Here is a 13,227-nt window from a genome sequence, read left to right as displayed (position 1 = left end):
CGGGAAGGTTAAGGTAGCCGGTGTTGGCGCCGAAGAGAGTGTTGGTGACCAGCGGTGTGGTGGTGATGAGCCTTTGGCCAGTAGGGACGAGATAGATGTCTGTGGCAGCGGCGCGCACAGCCTGATTGACGAAGCGGAGTGCGACCTGGCCTGAGGGTGCAGGCTGGGTCTGGTCGGTGAGGATGAGCTGCTGCATGCTGGCGACAGGATTGCCGATGAGGACGGTGTACTGACCGGAGGCAGCGAAGTTCGCTTTAGCGAGAGAGAGGAACTGCCTGGTTCCGGCGGTGTTGGCGGAGATCGCTTCGTTGCCGGGCGAGAGCGGGATATAAGAGGTGACGGTGCCGAAGCCAAGGTTGTGAGCCAGCGGATTGGACCCCTCATAGATGTCGAGCTTTGGCGCGTCGGGGGATGCGGTGACGACACGGACCTGCGCCACGGGAGCGCTGCTAACGATGGCTCCGCAGCCGGTGAGAACGAACGAAAGTGCCGCAGTCGCAGCGAGGCGCCCGGCGGGTCGAGCGAGATGGAGGAGATTGGACATGTACTGTCGACTCGTAAGCCTCAGGTTGGCCTGAGGCATCGCACTGCCTTCACTTTACTTGATTTCAGAACGCGCAGGACGGTGGATTGGATGGAAGGGATAACCCATAGGTGGGATTAGTGGGTCGCGATGTGGCCGATGGAGCAGACGAGGAGGGTCATGTCATCGTGCTGAGGGGCACCGGAGGTGAACTCGTCGGCGGCATCGAAGATGCAGGTGAGGAGTTGATCGGCGGTGGTAGTGCAGTCGGGCCGGGTGAGAAGTTCGCGGGCAGCGGCCAGCATGTTGTCTTCGCCCCACTCGTCGTCCTGATGGTTCATGGCTTCGGAGATGCCGTCGGTGAAGGCGAGGAGGACATCGCCAGGATGGAGCTGGATGGCGGCCTGAGCGTACTCGGCGTCGGGGAGCAGGCCGACTACGGTGCCTGTGGCCTCGAGGGCTATGGTCTCTGCGCCGCGAAGGATGTAGGGAGGATTGTGACCGGCGTTGACGTAGGTGAGGAGACGGTTGAACGGGTCGTACTCTGCGTAGAAGAAGGTAGCGTAGCGGTTGGCTGTGGAGGACTCGTAGACGAGGTTGTTGACGTGGGAGATGAGAGCGGCGAGATCTCCCTGCTGCAGGCCAGCGATGCTGCGAAGGCTTGCACGAAGGCTGGCCATGAGAAGCGCGGCGGAGATTCCTTTGCCGGAGATGTCGCCGAGGGCGAGGGCGAGGCGTGGCTCGGCTGCTGAGGTTGAGGGCAGAAGGAAGAAGTCGAAGTAGTCGCCGCCTACGACCTGGGCGGGGCGGCAAAAACCGGCGACATCGACGCCTGGGACTTTGGGGCATGTTTGCGGGAAGAGACGTTCCTGAACCTCGCGGGCGATCTCGATCTCACGGGAGATGCGTTCGCGCTGGGCGACCTCGGTGGTGAGGTTGTGCAGGAGTTCGGCGTTTTCGAGAGCAAGGCCGGTTTGGGAGGCGATGGTCTGGAGAAGCTGACGGTCGGTCTTGGTGTAGGGCTCTTCGGAGCTCTTTGGGCCGAGGGCTATGACACCGGCGAGTCGAGTGCGACCCGGCAGAGGGACGAGGAGTTCGGTGGAGAGATCGTTGAGCGCGTTACGCTCGGCGTCGGTGGCGTCGATGAGCCAGCTGGAGGGATCGTCACGATAAACGTTTGCAGGGGTCTTAGCTCGGCTGAGTGTGGTGATGGTTGTCGAGGCGGCAGGAAGAGAGAAAAACTGCGCCGCGCTGACGGTCATGGGCATTCCGGTGGCGAGCTGGAGGTGATAGGTATCGCCGGAGCGAAGGAAGACGGCGATGCGTTCGATGTGGAGGGTGGAGCCGAGGCGGCGGGTGATGGTTTCGAGCAGGGGCGCGACTTCGGTGAAGTTGCGGGCTTCGTCGGAGAGCTCGGAGAGGAGCTGCTCGGTGGAGTAGGCTTCGCGGAAGAAGCGCTGGTCGATCATCTTTTGCAGGCGATTTGAAAGGAGGAAGCGGAAGGCGAAGAAGACTCCGATGATGAGAAGGATGCGGACGATGTCGTTGCGCTGATGGTCGGGGTGCCTGAAGAAATCATTGAGGGAAAAAGCCATCCAGATGGCAAGACCAACTCTTATCACGGTAAGAGACTCGCGGGCGAAGGCGTAGCGGGTCCCCTGGCGAATGATGATGCGAAGATCCATGGCACGCTGTACGACGACAACGTAGGCCAGAGAGAGCGGAAACAGCAGAAGAATGAGGAACACAGAGATATCGACCCACTCCGGGGTGCTCTGACCAACATCGCTTTTGGTAACAATGGCAACCGTGAGGAGGAGAAACAGTGGAGTGAGTCCGATCGAACTTCCGACCAAGAGAATGCGGAGGCGACGGCGAGCATCTCCGGTGGCTTCCCCAATCTTCGGGCCGAGATTGAGGAAGAACCAAAAGACTGCGATGGCAGCCAAGATATTTTCCGCAACGTTGATGGCGTAGATATAGGGCGCGAACCAGGAGATTGAAGAGAAGCTCCACATGTCGCCGTAGTTGGCGATGAAGTCCGTCAAGGACATAAGGACGAGTGGAATCGCTATGAGCCATTTGACCCAGGGAAGCTTGATATCGCGTTGTGACCGATCAGGAAAGTAGACCCCAAAGAACATGAGGCAGACCGGCATAGCTGACTGCGCTACGATATTCCAGGTCAAGGCAATGATGAGAAGGTAAGGTCCGACGATCAGGGTCGGGTTGATGATGAGAGCGTTGAAGTAACAGAGGATCCCCAGAATTAGCCAAGCATTTAGATTTCTCGGACGAGCGAAGACCACCCACAGACCGATGAGAAGACAGCAGAAAGGTAATACGGCGAACACCAAGTTGACTGAGATTTGGAAGGGCGAGAGCTTTTGGGACTGGACTGCGGCTAGCCGGATGCTGGTCGATTTGATTGCTGGGTCAGAGCCGTGATGATAGGTGATTGTCATTGAGTCGCCGGGCGACGCGCGACGGATTTGGCCGAGAAGCATGTTGTGGCTGGTGTAGGGCTGGCCATTGAGCGTGAGTACGGTGTCAAAGGGTTGGAGGCCCGCGGCGAGAGCCTCTTCGCGGAGGTTTGTCGTTGTTGCCAGGCGCAATCCACTTTCAAACGGGGCTCGAACTATAGACTGGCCATGCACAAAAACATTGAAGTCGCGAATAGCAGCACCGTACGCATGCAGGAGCACGAACGCCGCTACGAGGGCGAGAAGGAAGTATTGGAGGCGTGCGGATTTCTGTGGCATAGCCGGTTGGAGAGATGGTAGCAGCGGTCTCTGAAGATCAGACCTAAAGATATTGATTAAAAGAGACAGGCATCCTTTCCGGATGCCTGTCTCTCGGGAGGCATTGTTCGAAGCCTACTTTTTGGGGTGGCTGGCGATGATCTGGTCCTTAATCTTGTTGTAGGTTGCGGCGGGGAGGATACCGCGGGTGAGCAGCTGGTTCTTCGCGGTGTAAGGGCGACCGTCGAGGATGCGCTTTGAGTAGGCGTCGCCGATGCCGGGAAATGCCTTGAGCTGGTCAGGGGTGGCGGTGTTGATGTCCAGAGGTGCAGAGGCTGGCGCGGCGGCTGGAGTTCCGGCCTTGGAGCCCTGCGCCACGGAAAAGACAGGGGCGACGGCGAAGAGGAGCGCAGCGGCGAGAAGGGTATGGCGAAGGTTGCGCATGGTGGGTTCTCCTACTGTGGGCTGAATGCTTTACAGCGGAAGAGTACGAGAGTGTGCAGGCCGCGTCAACGAACAAGTTTTGGTTGCCGGGAGATGAAAGCTCTTGCGAGGCGGCCAGTTGACTTCTCCCTGCTCGAAAGCTACCCTGAAGGGGAGATGAGCAGCCTGCGCCTCCATCACGGACATTCGCATCATCATCACGCAAAGAGCGTGTTGGCGGCTGTGTCCGGAGTGGCGAAGTAACAAACGCTTCCTAAGGATTTCGAAAGGCCCGCTGACGCGCACACCGCGAGCGGGCCTTTTTCTTGCGTAATAAGGAGAGACAGAGATGGCCGATACGGTAAAGATTGATTTTGCAAAGATGGATGGACTGGTCCCGGGCATGGTGCAGGATGCGAAGACGGGAGAGATGCTGATGCTCGGTTTTCTGAACGAGGTGAGCTACGCGAAGACACTTGAGACGGGGTTCGTGACGTTTTGGAGCCGGACACGGCAGAAGCTATGGATGAAGGGCGAAACCAGCGGCAACAGGCTGCGGGTGATCGAAGCTTCTACTGATTGCGATAACGATGCGCTGCTGTTCAAGGTTGAGGTCGAAGGTGATGGGCTGGTGTGCCACGAGGGCACGGTGAGCTGCTTTATGAAAGATATTGCGATGGAGGCTAAGTGAGCGAGACGAAGCGTTTGAAGCTGGGAATACCGAAGGGCAGTCTGCAGGACGCCACGATCGCGCTGTTTGAGCGGGCGGGTTGGAGGATCTTCGCGAATGGGAGGAGCTACTTCCCTTCTATCGACGATGTCGAGATTGAATGCATGCTGGTAAGGGCGCAGGAGATGGCCCGATATGTTGAGCATGGTGCGCTGGACGCGGGGCTGACGGGAAACGACTGGGTACTCGAGAACGAGACCGACGTGGAGTATGTGACGAGTCTTACATATTCGAAGCAGAGCCGGCAGAAGGTGAAGTGGGTGCTGGCTGTGCCAGAGGATTCACCGTTCCAGAAGCCTGAGGATCTTGCGGGAAAGATTATTGCTACAGAGCTGGTCGAGTTTACGAAACGGTACTTTGCTGGGAAGAATATTCCGGTCAAGGTGGAGTTCAGCTGGGGCGCAACAGAGGTCAAGCCGCCTACGCTGGCCGACGCGATTGTGGAGGTGACCGAGACAGGATCGTCGCTGCGCGCGAACCGACTGCGGATCATTGAGACGCTGATGGAGAGCGAGACGCAGCTTATTGCGAATAAGACAGCCTACCAAGATGAGTGGAAGCGGAAGAAGATCGAGAATATCTCGCTGATGCTGAATGCAGCGATTGCGGCACAGGGGCGAGTCGGCTTGATGCTGAATGCACGGAAAAGCGACCTGGAGAAGATCGTTGGCGAGCTACCGGCGCTGAACTCGCCGACAGTGTCGCAGTTGAGTGATCAGGAGTGGGTCGCGTTGAATACGATTCTCGATGAATCGCTGGTGCGTGAGGTGATTCCGAAGTTGAAGGCTGCGGGAGCCACCGGGATTGTTGAATATCCGCTAAGTAAGGTTGTTCTGTAACTGTATTGGTTGCCGATGTAAAAGGTTACGTGAAACTCTGGAGTTTGGCGATGAAATTGGTGAAGACCTTTGGCCGAGGCAAGGCTGCGGCAGACGCATTAATCGAGTCGCTGGAGCAAAGGGGCGCTGTGAACACGGCGCGCGTGGCTCCGGTGGTGCAGCGTATTCTCGCAGAGGTGCGGAGGGGCGGCGACCGAGCTTTGCTGAAGTACGCGTCGAAGTTTGATGGGCTTGCGAAGGGTGAGTCTTTGCTGGTTTCACCTGAGGAGATGAAGGCAGCCTGGGATTCGACTTCGCCAAAGTTACAAGCCGCGATGATGGTGGCGCGGGGAAATATTCTTGCGTTCGCCGAGGCTCAGCTTCCACGAGAATGGACGATCTCTCCGGTTGAGGGAGTGAAGACGGGGCAGATCGTTCGGGCGCTGGGGAGTGTGGGTTGCTACGTGCCGGGCGGACGGTATCCGCTGCCTTCGACCCTGCTGATGACGGTTACGCCCGCACAGGTCGCGGGAGTGAGCAGGATTGTAGTGTGCTCCCCAAAGCCTGCGAGAGAGACGATGGCCGCAGCATGGCTTGCAGGGGTAAAGGAGTTCTATCGAGTGGGCGGGGCGCAGGCGATTGCCGCCATGGCGTACGGAACGGCTACGATGGAGCGGGTCGACAAGATTGTTGGACCGGGAAATCTGTATGTGACGGCGGCGAAGATGTTGGTTGCGAGTGAGTGCGGCATTGACATGCCGGCGGGGCCCACGGAGATCGTCGTGACCAGCGAAACCGGCGATGCAGCAGGAGTTGCGGCTGACCTGGTGGCGCAGGCGGAGCACGATCCTGAGACGCTTGCTGTTCTGATTACGAGCAATGAAGCCCTCGCAAGGGCTGTCGCAGCAGAGGTAAAGACGCAGGCTCGCGGGAATGCGATTGCAAAGCAATCCTTAGCGGCGCAGGGATGTCTGTTTGTAACTGCTACAGTTCGTGAGGCGCAAGAGCTTACGAATCGACTCGCTCCAGAGCATTTGACGGTCGATACGACGGCAGATTTGAGATGGGTCGAGAATGCCGGGTCCGTGTTTGTCGGAGAGTACGCGCCGCAGTCGATGGGTGATTATGTATCCGGACCAAACCATGTGCTGCCTACGGGGCGCGTTGGGCGGGTACGAGGTGGACTGAGCGTCATGGATTTTGTGAAGGTAATTACCGTGCAGCAGTATACTCGCGCAGGATTGAAGAAGATGGGCCCCCACGCGATTGCATTGGCAGAGGCGGAGGGCCTGAAAGGACATGCGGAGAGCGTGCGAGTCAGGATGCGATGAGTCTTGCTACTGATTTGGTTACAGAAGTAAAAACTGTGCAGCCGCGCAAGGCGGTGTTGGATATGCCGGAGTACCATCCCCCACTGGCGGGTCGAGATGCTTTGCGTCTGGACTTCAACGAGAACACGGCTGCGCCCTCGCCGCGAGTGATGGAGGTACTACGGACACTTACGGCTGAAGGATTGACGAAGTATCCCGAGAGAGAACCAGTGGAGCGGATCGTTGCGAAGCACTTTGGGTTGCGACCGGAGCAGGTGCTGCTGACCAACGGCGTAGATGAGGCGATCCATCTGATGTGTGCGACGTTTCTCGAAGCGGAGGATGAAGCGCTCATTTCCACTCCTACTTTTTTCATGTACGACGTGAATATCAAGATGATGACGCCGCACTTGCGAAAGATTCAGGCCGATGCGACGCTGGAGTTTCCCTTTGAGCGTTTTATGGCAGCGATTACGCAGCGAACGAAGCTCATCATCGTTGCTTCGCCGAATAATCCTACGGGTGCGGTAGTGAGTCGAGAACATCTATTGGCGATTGCAGCGGCGGCTCCGCAGGCAGTGCTGATGGTGGACGAGGCGTACTACCATTTTCATGGCGAGTCGACGATGAAAGACCTGGCGACGGTACCAAATCTGATCGTCGCACGGACTTTTTCCAAGGCTTATGGGCTGGCAAACCTGCGAGTCGGCATGTTGGTTGGAAGCCCGGATCTGTTGAAGTATGTGCGGAAGGCGAGTTCACCTTACAACGTGAATGGAGTCGCGCTGGCCTGTCTGCCCGCTGCTGTTGCCGATGACGAATACCTCGCCTGGTATATCGAGCAGGTGCGCGTGGGGAGGGAGCGGATGATGAAAGGGCTGCAGGAGTTAGGTGTTCCCTTCTTTGTTAGCCATGCCAACTTTGTGCTGATGCAGATTGGTCCGAAACATAAAGCACTGGTAGAGGCTATGCATGCGAGAGGTGTCTTGTTGCGCGACCGATCGACCGATCCCGGATGCGATGGCTGCGTGAGGATCACGATTGGGCTTGAAGAGCATGTGACGCGCGGGCTTGAAGCGCTCAGAGCTTCGCTCAATGAGATTAAGTGGGAAGCGCAGCAGGCTAACGAACCGACTGGACAGCAGACCGTCGATGCCGAAAGGGAGTTTGAATAATGACCAAAAGCATTCGGACGGGAACGATCAAGCGGGATACAACAGAGACGCAGATTGCGTTGAAGCTCGTCGTCGATGGACAGGGCGTTTATAAGGTTTCGACGGGAATTCGATTTTTCGATCACATGCTGGAGCTGTTTACGCGACATGGTGGGTTTGATCTAACGCTGAAGTGCACGGGCGATCTCGACGTCGATCAGCACCACACAGTGGAAGATGTGGGAATCGCTTTGGGTGAGGCATTTGGGAAAGCGCTGGGCGATAAAAAGGGCATTATGCGCGCCGGATACTTTGTGATGGCCATGGATGAGACGCTTGCTGTGGCGGCAGTGGATTTGAGTGGGCGAGTTGCTTATGTCGTCGATGACAAGGTGAAGGTGCGCCTGGTCGGTGACTTTCAGAGTGAGTTGCTGGCTGACTTCTTCGATGGATTTGCGCGTGGAGCCAAGGCGAATATCCACGTGAAGACGATGTATGGGCGCAGCAATCATCACAAGATCGAAGCGATCTTCAAGGCGTTCGCGAGAGCGCTGCGCGGGGCTTGTTCGCGAGATGAGCGCATGCGAGAGATGCTGCCTTCAACCAAGGGCCTGCTTTAGGAACACGCTATTTCCGGCTACCACGGATTAGAGAGGGCTTTCTGCATGATTGCGGTTATCGACTATAAAGCGGGCAATTTGACCAGCGTGGTGAAGACGTTGGACTACCTTGGCGCGCGCGAAGTGGTGGTGACCCAGGATCCGGCGGTGGTTGTGGCTGCGTCGAAGGTGGTGCTGCCGGGGGTCGGGCATTTTCAGGCTACTTCCCTACTGCAGGAACGTGGGTTGACCGACGCGATTCGGCAGAGTGTTGCGAAGGGTTCGTGGTTCCTGGGGATTTGCGTGGGACTGCAGTGGTTGTTCGATGGATCAACCGAGGCTCCCGGGGTTGCTGGGCTGGGGCACTTTGCAGGGCAGTGCGAGCGATTCCCTGCTTTGTACGATGGCGCGGAGTTGAAGTCGCCGCATGTTGGGTGGAACTCGTTGGAGAGAGTGAGGTCTGATTCGAGGTTGATGCGCGGGATTGAGGGAGGTGGGTTTGTTTACTACACTCACTCGTGGCGAGCCCCGGTGACTCATGCAACGGCTGCGGTTACAGAATATGGTGGAGCATTTACGGGTGTGGTCGAGAAGGAGAATGTGATGGGGGTTCAGTTTCATCCTGAGAAGTCGAGCGCAGTGGGATTACAGGTTTTAAAGAATTTTCTGGAGTTGTAAATTATGCCGTTTATGTACGAGTTGAAGATTGCAGCGGAAGAACCTTCGTATACGTTTGTGCAGCAGCTGGTGCCGGCAGGATCCCTGGTGGGGACGGGGCAGGCGGTCTGTACGCTGACGGATGGTGCGATGGAGTTTCATGTGCTGGCACCCCGGCAGGGGTTGATGGTGGAGTGGTTTGTGGAGCATGGCGCGGTGATTGAGGATAGAGATTCGCTGGCGCGTGTGGTGTGCGAGGGTGAGTCGGTTACGGTGCCGGCGGTCGTGCCGATGAGGCTCGGGTAGAGATGCTGACGAAGCGGATCATCGCATGTCTCGATGTGCGCGGCGGGCGCGTGGTGAAGGGTGTGCAGTTCGTGGACATCGTCGATGCGGGCGACCCGGCGGAGCTGGCGCATCGCCATGCTGCTGCGGGAGCGGATGAGATTGTGCTGCTGGATATTACGGCGACGCATGAAGGGCGAGGAACGCTGCTCGATACGGTGAAGCGGACTGCGGCGGCGCTGTTTGTCCCGTTTACCGTTGGTGGCGGGATTCGAAATGCAGAGGATGCTTCCGCGGTGTTCGATGCGGGTGCGGATAAGGTGAGTATCAACTCATCGGCGATTGCGCGGCCTGAGTTGATCGGGGAGATTGGTAGGAGCTTTGGAGCCCAGGCCGTGATTGTGGCGATTGATGCTCGGCGCGTTGAGGGCCGTGGAGTAGATGAGGCTGAAGTTTTTGTGAGTGGTGGTCGCAAGGCTACGGGGTTGCGAGTTTTGGATTGGGCTCGCGAGGCGGAGGAGCGGGGGGCAGGGGAGATTTTGCTGACGTCGATGGATACCGATGGGATGCGGGGTGGATTTGATTGTGAGTTGACCGCGATGGTAAGTGGGGCGGTGCAGATTCCAGTTATTGCGTCAGGTGGGGCGGGGACTGCGGGGCACTTTGTCGAGGTGTTCGGGCGAGGGCGGGCGGATGCTGCGCTGGCGGCTAGTATCTTTCACTTCGGGGTTACGGATTCGCGAGAGTTGAAGAGCGAGCTACAGCGGGCTGGGGTGCCGGTTCGGCTGCCCTGCTGACTGACCTGTTCCTGTCCTGCCGGACGGGCCGCCTGCGCGGCGGGCGGTCACTTCGTGACTTGTTTATCCCTCCCGTTGGTCGGTTAGGCTTCCATGGCGCCAGAGTAGACTGCCATTCCGGCTACTGCGTCTACTCCCATGGCGTCCAGGGCTTCGATTTCGCTTTGCTCTTTGATTCCTCCCGCTACGATTAATTGTTTAGCGGTGCAGGCTCTCAGGATCGCTGCTACGTCTATCGGGAAGCCCTGCATCGTGCCCTCGGTGTCTACGTGGGTGTAGAGGAAGGCGGCGCAGTAGTCTTCGAGCCAGGTGATGGCTTCTTCCGGGGTGAGGTCTACCGAGTCTTTCCAGCCTTTGACTGCTACTTTGCCAGCTTTCGTGTCTACGCTGAAGACCAAGGCTTCTTCGCCGAGTGAGGACTTGAGGCCTTCTGCGAACTCGAGATAGATGAGCTTGTGGCGGCGGATGTGGTCGGGTTCGGCGGGGCGAAAGAGGCTGGAGCCGTAGATGACTCGTCTGGCTCCGGCCTCGAGGAGGATCTTGCCGTCTTCCGCGGTTTTGAGGCCGCCGCCGACCTGACAGGGCAGGCGTTTTGCGATCATCTCGATGAGGGCGCGGTTGTTACCCAGACGCATGGCCGCATCGAGGTCGATGAGCTGGACTAGCGGATATTTGGCGAAGCGTTCGATCCAGTACTCGAAGTCGTCGAAGGCTAGTTTCAGCTTTTCGCCCTGCACCAGCTGGACGATGCGGCCTCCCATGAGGTCGATTGAGGGGATTAACATTTTTCTTTCTCTCTTCTTCGCTGCTTGTCCTGCCGGACGGGCCCACTGCGCGTGGGGCGGTCACTTCGTGACTTTTGTACTCCTCCCGTTGGTCGGGAAAAGCTCTCTTTTAGCTGAAACCCAGGACAGCATGGGGGATGTACGGCTCTTCCAGAGAGGCGACCTCCTCTGGGGTGAGCTTGATTTCGAGGGCGGCTACGGCGTCGGGCAGGTGATTGGGTTTGGTGGCGCCTACGATGGGTGCGGTGATGTAGGGTTTGCTGAGCATCCAGGCTATGGCGAGTGTTGCCTGGGGAACGCCACGCTTTTCGGACAGCTCGGTGAGGCGGTCGACTACTTTTTTGTCGGCCTCTTCGGTCTTGGTATAGATGGATTTGGCGAACTGGTCGGTGTCGTTGCGCTTGGTGGTCTCTGAACCCCACGCACGGGCGAGACGGCCACGGGCCAGGGGGCTCCATGGGATGACGCCGATGCCTTCTGCCTGGCACAGGCCCATCATCTCGCGCTCCTCTTCGCGGTAGAGGAGGTTGTAGTGGTTCTGCATGGAGACGAAGCGGGTCCAGCCGTTGAGGTCGGCGACGTAGAGGGCCTTTGCGAACTGCCAGGAGTACATGGAAGAGGCTCCGATGTAGCGGACCTTGCCTGATTTGACGACGTCGTGGAGGGCTTCCATGGTCTCTTCGATGGGGGTTTCATAATCCCAGCGGTGGATCTGGTAGAGGTCGACGTAGTCGGTGCCGAGGCGCTTGAGGCTCTGGTCCAGCTCGTAGAAGATCTGCTTGCGGGAGAGGCCTTTGGCGTTGGGGTCGTCGCGCATGGCGTTGAAGAGCTTGGTGGCGATGACGGTATCTTCGCGTTTGGTGTTGGCTTTGAGGAAGCGACCGAGGATCTCTTCACTGGAGCCTACGGTGTAGATGTTGGCGGTGTCGAAGAAGTTGATGCCGAGGTCAAGGGCTTGCTTGAAGAAGGGCTGGCTGTCGGCCTCGTTGAGGGCCCAGGCGTGGCTGCCGGGGCGGAGCGGGCCAGCGGGTGGGACCCCGTAGGACATGCAGCCGAGGCTGAGGCGAGAGACTTTGAGGCCGGTCTTGCCGAGATTGACGTACTCCATGGATGCTCCCTTTTTGGGTGTTTGATCGGTGGGTACCCCCTCCCCCTCTAAGGGGTATTTTGGGGATAAACCTTTTCTATTGTTTAGCTTACAGACAGGATACGCCTGTAAAATATTCAAAATAAATGGGTTGCGGCTAAAATACTTATTTTCAAATAGTTACGCCGAGATCATCTTAATCCCGTTAGGAATCGCTGTATCTAGTATAGCGGCTGGCTGCGGTCGATAGGTCAGGCAGATGTTGCTGACTGGTAAAGAGTTAGATGTTTCGTGGACTTGACAACTGACTTTGGCTGGATTCGGCGTCTTTTAGTTGGCTAGGGCTAATGTTTAGTTTCTTGACTTGGCCCTCTTGGCGTAGACTTCTGTTCTGCCTATGACTGCCTGAATTGGATGCGTGTTTCGCGGTTGTGACTCCGGATGTTGGTGAGCCGGACTGTGCTTTCGCGTTTTAACCCATTTCTTCAGGAGAGTCTCCCATGTCGCCTCAAAGCAGTGACGATATCGTTACTTCGCGTCTTTCGCTCATTACAACTACCTCTGAGATGCTGTGCTCGCAGGAGGCCAACGATGGCCGCCTGGGGGAGCTGATTAGGTGTGAGATTCCGCCGAACTGGCCTAACTCCGTCTGGGAGCCGCATGTTTACGAGTTTCTTCGAACGCAGTTGGCGGAGCATCCGGAGCAGACTGGCTGGCACCGGTATGTGAGCCTGACCGGAGAGGCGGGTCAGCGTACTTTGATTGGCTCGCTGGGCGCGTTTTCGAAGGCCGCGACTCCGGAGGAGTGTGAGATTGGGTACTCCATACTGCCGCCGTATGAGGGGCGAGGGTTTGCGACGGAGGGCGCGAAGGCTTTGATCGAGTACCTGCGAGGAGAAGGGATCGCTAGCGTGATTGCGCATACGTTTCCTTCGATTCCGGCGTCGGTTCGGATTATGGAGAAGTGCGGGATGAGATTTGATGGGCATGGGGAGGAGGAGGGGACGGTGCGGTATCGGCTGGATTTTTGATTGTCGGTGTTGCGGAGGGAAGAGGAGAAGGAGATGCCTATCGGATTGCAAATGAAAGAACAAACAACGGCAAACGCAACCGCAGATCCCCTGCGGGGATGACAACAAAAGAACAGGCAACGGCAAGGGCAGAAGCAGATCCCTAACGGGATGACAAACAAAAGTCAACGACAAAGCAAGAGCAAATACGGGGGTCTCTCCACTGCGCGGCCCACGATAAAACAGTGGGCCGCTTCGGTCGAGATGACGATGTTTTGAGTTGAGGTAAAGGAAAAGCAACGACAACT

14 protein-coding genes are annotated in these 13,227 nt (G+C 57.6%); 9 read left to right on the top strand and 5 right to left on the bottom strand.

The window, feature by feature from the left end; translation table 11 throughout:
- The 3 genes from GSQ94_RS20560 to GSQ94_RS20550 form a co-directional block, all read right to left on the bottom strand.
- Nucleotides 1-544 (bottom strand): DUF4397 domain-containing protein (locus GSQ94_RS20560; RefSeq protein WP_158945908.1); only part of this gene is annotated, 544 nt, incomplete at its 3' end.
- Nucleotides 545-660: 116 nt separating this feature from the next.
- Nucleotides 661-3,285 (bottom strand): GAF domain-containing SpoIIE family protein phosphatase, encoded by a 2,625-nt coding sequence (locus GSQ94_RS20555; RefSeq protein ID WP_158945906.1) that lies wholly within the window; start codon nt 3,283-3,285, stop codon nt 661-663.
- 114 nt (nt 3,286-3,399) lie between these two features.
- Entirely contained in the window at nt 3,400-3,708 is a 309-nt protein-coding gene (locus GSQ94_RS20550; protein ID WP_158945904.1) for a helix-hairpin-helix domain-containing protein, read from the bottom strand.
- A gap of 328 nt (nt 3,709-4,036) precedes the next feature.
- Here GSQ94_RS20550 and hisI point away from each other — a divergent pair, with 328 nt between their 5' ends.
- From hisI to hisF, 8 genes are read left to right on the top strand one after another with little or no spacing between them, the layout of a single operon-like run.
- Nucleotides 4,037-4,378, top strand: coding sequence for a phosphoribosyl-AMP cyclohydrolase (hisI, locus tag GSQ94_RS20545; protein ID WP_158945902.1), 342 nt, complete (start codon nt 4,037-4,039; stop codon nt 4,376-4,378).
- The gene (gene hisG, locus GSQ94_RS20540) at nt 4,375-5,256 is read left to right on the top strand and encodes an ATP phosphoribosyltransferase (protein WP_158945900.1); all 882 of its coding nucleotides are present in this window, start codon (nt 4,375-4,377) and stop codon (nt 5,254-5,256) included. Before hisI ends, hisG begins: the two co-directional genes overlap by 4 nt.
- A 50-nt stretch (nt 5,257-5,306) precedes the next feature.
- Nucleotides 5,307-6,566, top strand: a complete 1,260-nt coding sequence (gene hisD, locus GSQ94_RS20535) for a histidinol dehydrogenase (protein WP_158945898.1) — start codon at nt 5,307-5,309, stop codon at nt 6,564-6,566.
- Nucleotides 6,563-7,720 carry a histidinol-phosphate transaminase gene (gene hisC, locus GSQ94_RS20530; protein ID WP_158945896.1) on the top strand — a complete coding sequence of 386 codons (1,158 nt, stop codon included), beginning with the start codon at nt 6,563-6,565 and terminating at the stop codon, nt 7,718-7,720. Before hisD ends, hisC begins: the two co-directional genes overlap by 4 nt.
- Nucleotides 7,720-8,319: an imidazoleglycerol-phosphate dehydratase HisB gene (hisB, locus tag GSQ94_RS20525; RefSeq protein WP_158945893.1), complete on the top strand. Its 600-nt coding sequence runs from the start codon at nt 7,720-7,722 to the stop codon at nt 8,317-8,319. The genes hisC and hisB overlap by 1 nt, the downstream gene beginning before the upstream one ends.
- A gap of 45 nt (nt 8,320-8,364) precedes the next feature.
- Entirely contained in the window at nt 8,365-8,976 is a 612-nt protein-coding gene (gene hisH, locus GSQ94_RS20520) for an imidazole glycerol phosphate synthase subunit HisH (RefSeq protein ID WP_158945891.1), read from the top strand.
- 3 nt (nt 8,977-8,979) lie between these two features.
- Nucleotides 8,980-9,261, top strand: a complete 282-nt coding sequence (locus GSQ94_RS20515) for a hypothetical protein (RefSeq protein ID WP_158945889.1) — start codon at nt 8,980-8,982, stop codon at nt 9,259-9,261.
- 2 nt (nt 9,262-9,263) lie between these two features.
- A complete protein-coding gene (gene hisF / locus GSQ94_RS20510) occupies nt 9,264-10,037 on the top strand; it encodes an imidazole glycerol phosphate synthase subunit HisF (RefSeq protein ID WP_158945887.1) in 774 nt (257 codons plus the stop codon).
- Nucleotides 10,038-10,120: 83 nt separating this feature from the next.
- Here the strand turns inward: hisF and GSQ94_RS20505 are convergent, their stop codons facing one another.
- Entirely contained in the window at nt 10,121-10,822 is a 702-nt protein-coding gene (locus GSQ94_RS20505) for a HisA/HisF-related TIM barrel protein (protein ID WP_158945885.1), read from the bottom strand.
- Between the two features lie 109 nt (nt 10,823-10,931).
- Nucleotides 10,932-11,930, bottom strand: coding sequence for an aldo/keto reductase (locus GSQ94_RS20500; RefSeq protein WP_158945883.1), 999 nt, complete (start codon nt 11,928-11,930; stop codon nt 10,932-10,934).
- Between the two features lie 479 nt (nt 11,931-12,409).
- Here GSQ94_RS20500 and GSQ94_RS20495 point away from each other — a divergent pair, with 479 nt between their 5' ends.
- The gene (locus tag GSQ94_RS20495; protein ID WP_158945881.1) at nt 12,410-12,940 is read left to right on the top strand and encodes a GNAT family N-acetyltransferase; all 531 of its coding nucleotides are present in this window, start codon (nt 12,410-12,412) and stop codon (nt 12,938-12,940) included.
- Nucleotides 12,941-13,227: the final 287 nt, after the last annotated feature.

Origin of the sequence: Granulicella sp. S190 (assembly GCF_009766095.1) — a bacterium.
In the GTDB taxonomy this organism is placed as follows: domain Bacteria; phylum Acidobacteriota; class Terriglobia; order Terriglobales; family Acidobacteriaceae; genus Edaphobacter.
The sequence above is the reverse complement of the archived record's forward strand: the minus strand, read 5'-3'. Positions and strand labels throughout refer to the sequence as shown.

Excerpts from the sequence above, each read along its gene's own strand:
- GSQ94_RS20500 (WP_158945883.1), bottom strand. The coding sequence starts at position 11,930 with ATGGAGTACGTCAATCTCGGCAAGACCGGCCTCAAAGTCTCTCGCCTC.
- hisC (WP_158945896.1), top strand. The coding sequence starts at position 6,563 with ATGAGTCTTGCTACTGATTTGGTTACAGAAGTAAAAACTGTGCAGCCG.
- hisD (WP_158945898.1), top strand. The coding sequence starts at position 5,307 with ATGAAATTGGTGAAGACCTTTGGCCGAGGCAAGGCTGCGGCAGACGCA.
- hisH (WP_158945891.1), top strand. The coding sequence starts at position 8,365 with ATGATTGCGGTTATCGACTATAAAGCGGGCAATTTGACCAGCGTGGTG.
- GSQ94_RS20495 (WP_158945881.1), top strand. The coding sequence starts at position 12,410 with ATGTCGCCTCAAAGCAGTGACGATATCGTTACTTCGCGTCTTTCGCTC.
- GSQ94_RS20505 (WP_158945885.1), bottom strand. The coding sequence starts at position 10,822 with ATGTTAATCCCCTCAATCGACCTCATGGGAGGCCGCATCGTCCAGCTG.
- hisI (WP_158945902.1), top strand. The coding sequence starts at position 4,037 with ATGGCCGATACGGTAAAGATTGATTTTGCAAAGATGGATGGACTGGTC.
- GSQ94_RS20555 (WP_158945906.1), bottom strand. The coding sequence starts at position 3,285 with ATGCCACAGAAATCCGCACGCCTCCAATACTTCCTTCTCGCCCTCGTA.
- GSQ94_RS20515 (WP_158945889.1), top strand. The coding sequence starts at position 8,980 with ATGCCGTTTATGTACGAGTTGAAGATTGCAGCGGAAGAACCTTCGTAT.
- hisF (WP_158945887.1), top strand. The coding sequence starts at position 9,264 with ATGCTGACGAAGCGGATCATCGCATGTCTCGATGTGCGCGGCGGGCGC.
- hisB (WP_158945893.1), top strand. The coding sequence starts at position 7,720 with ATGACCAAAAGCATTCGGACGGGAACGATCAAGCGGGATACAACAGAG.
- GSQ94_RS20550 (WP_158945904.1), bottom strand. The coding sequence starts at position 3,708 with ATGCGCAACCTTCGCCATACCCTTCTCGCCGCTGCGCTCCTCTTCGCC.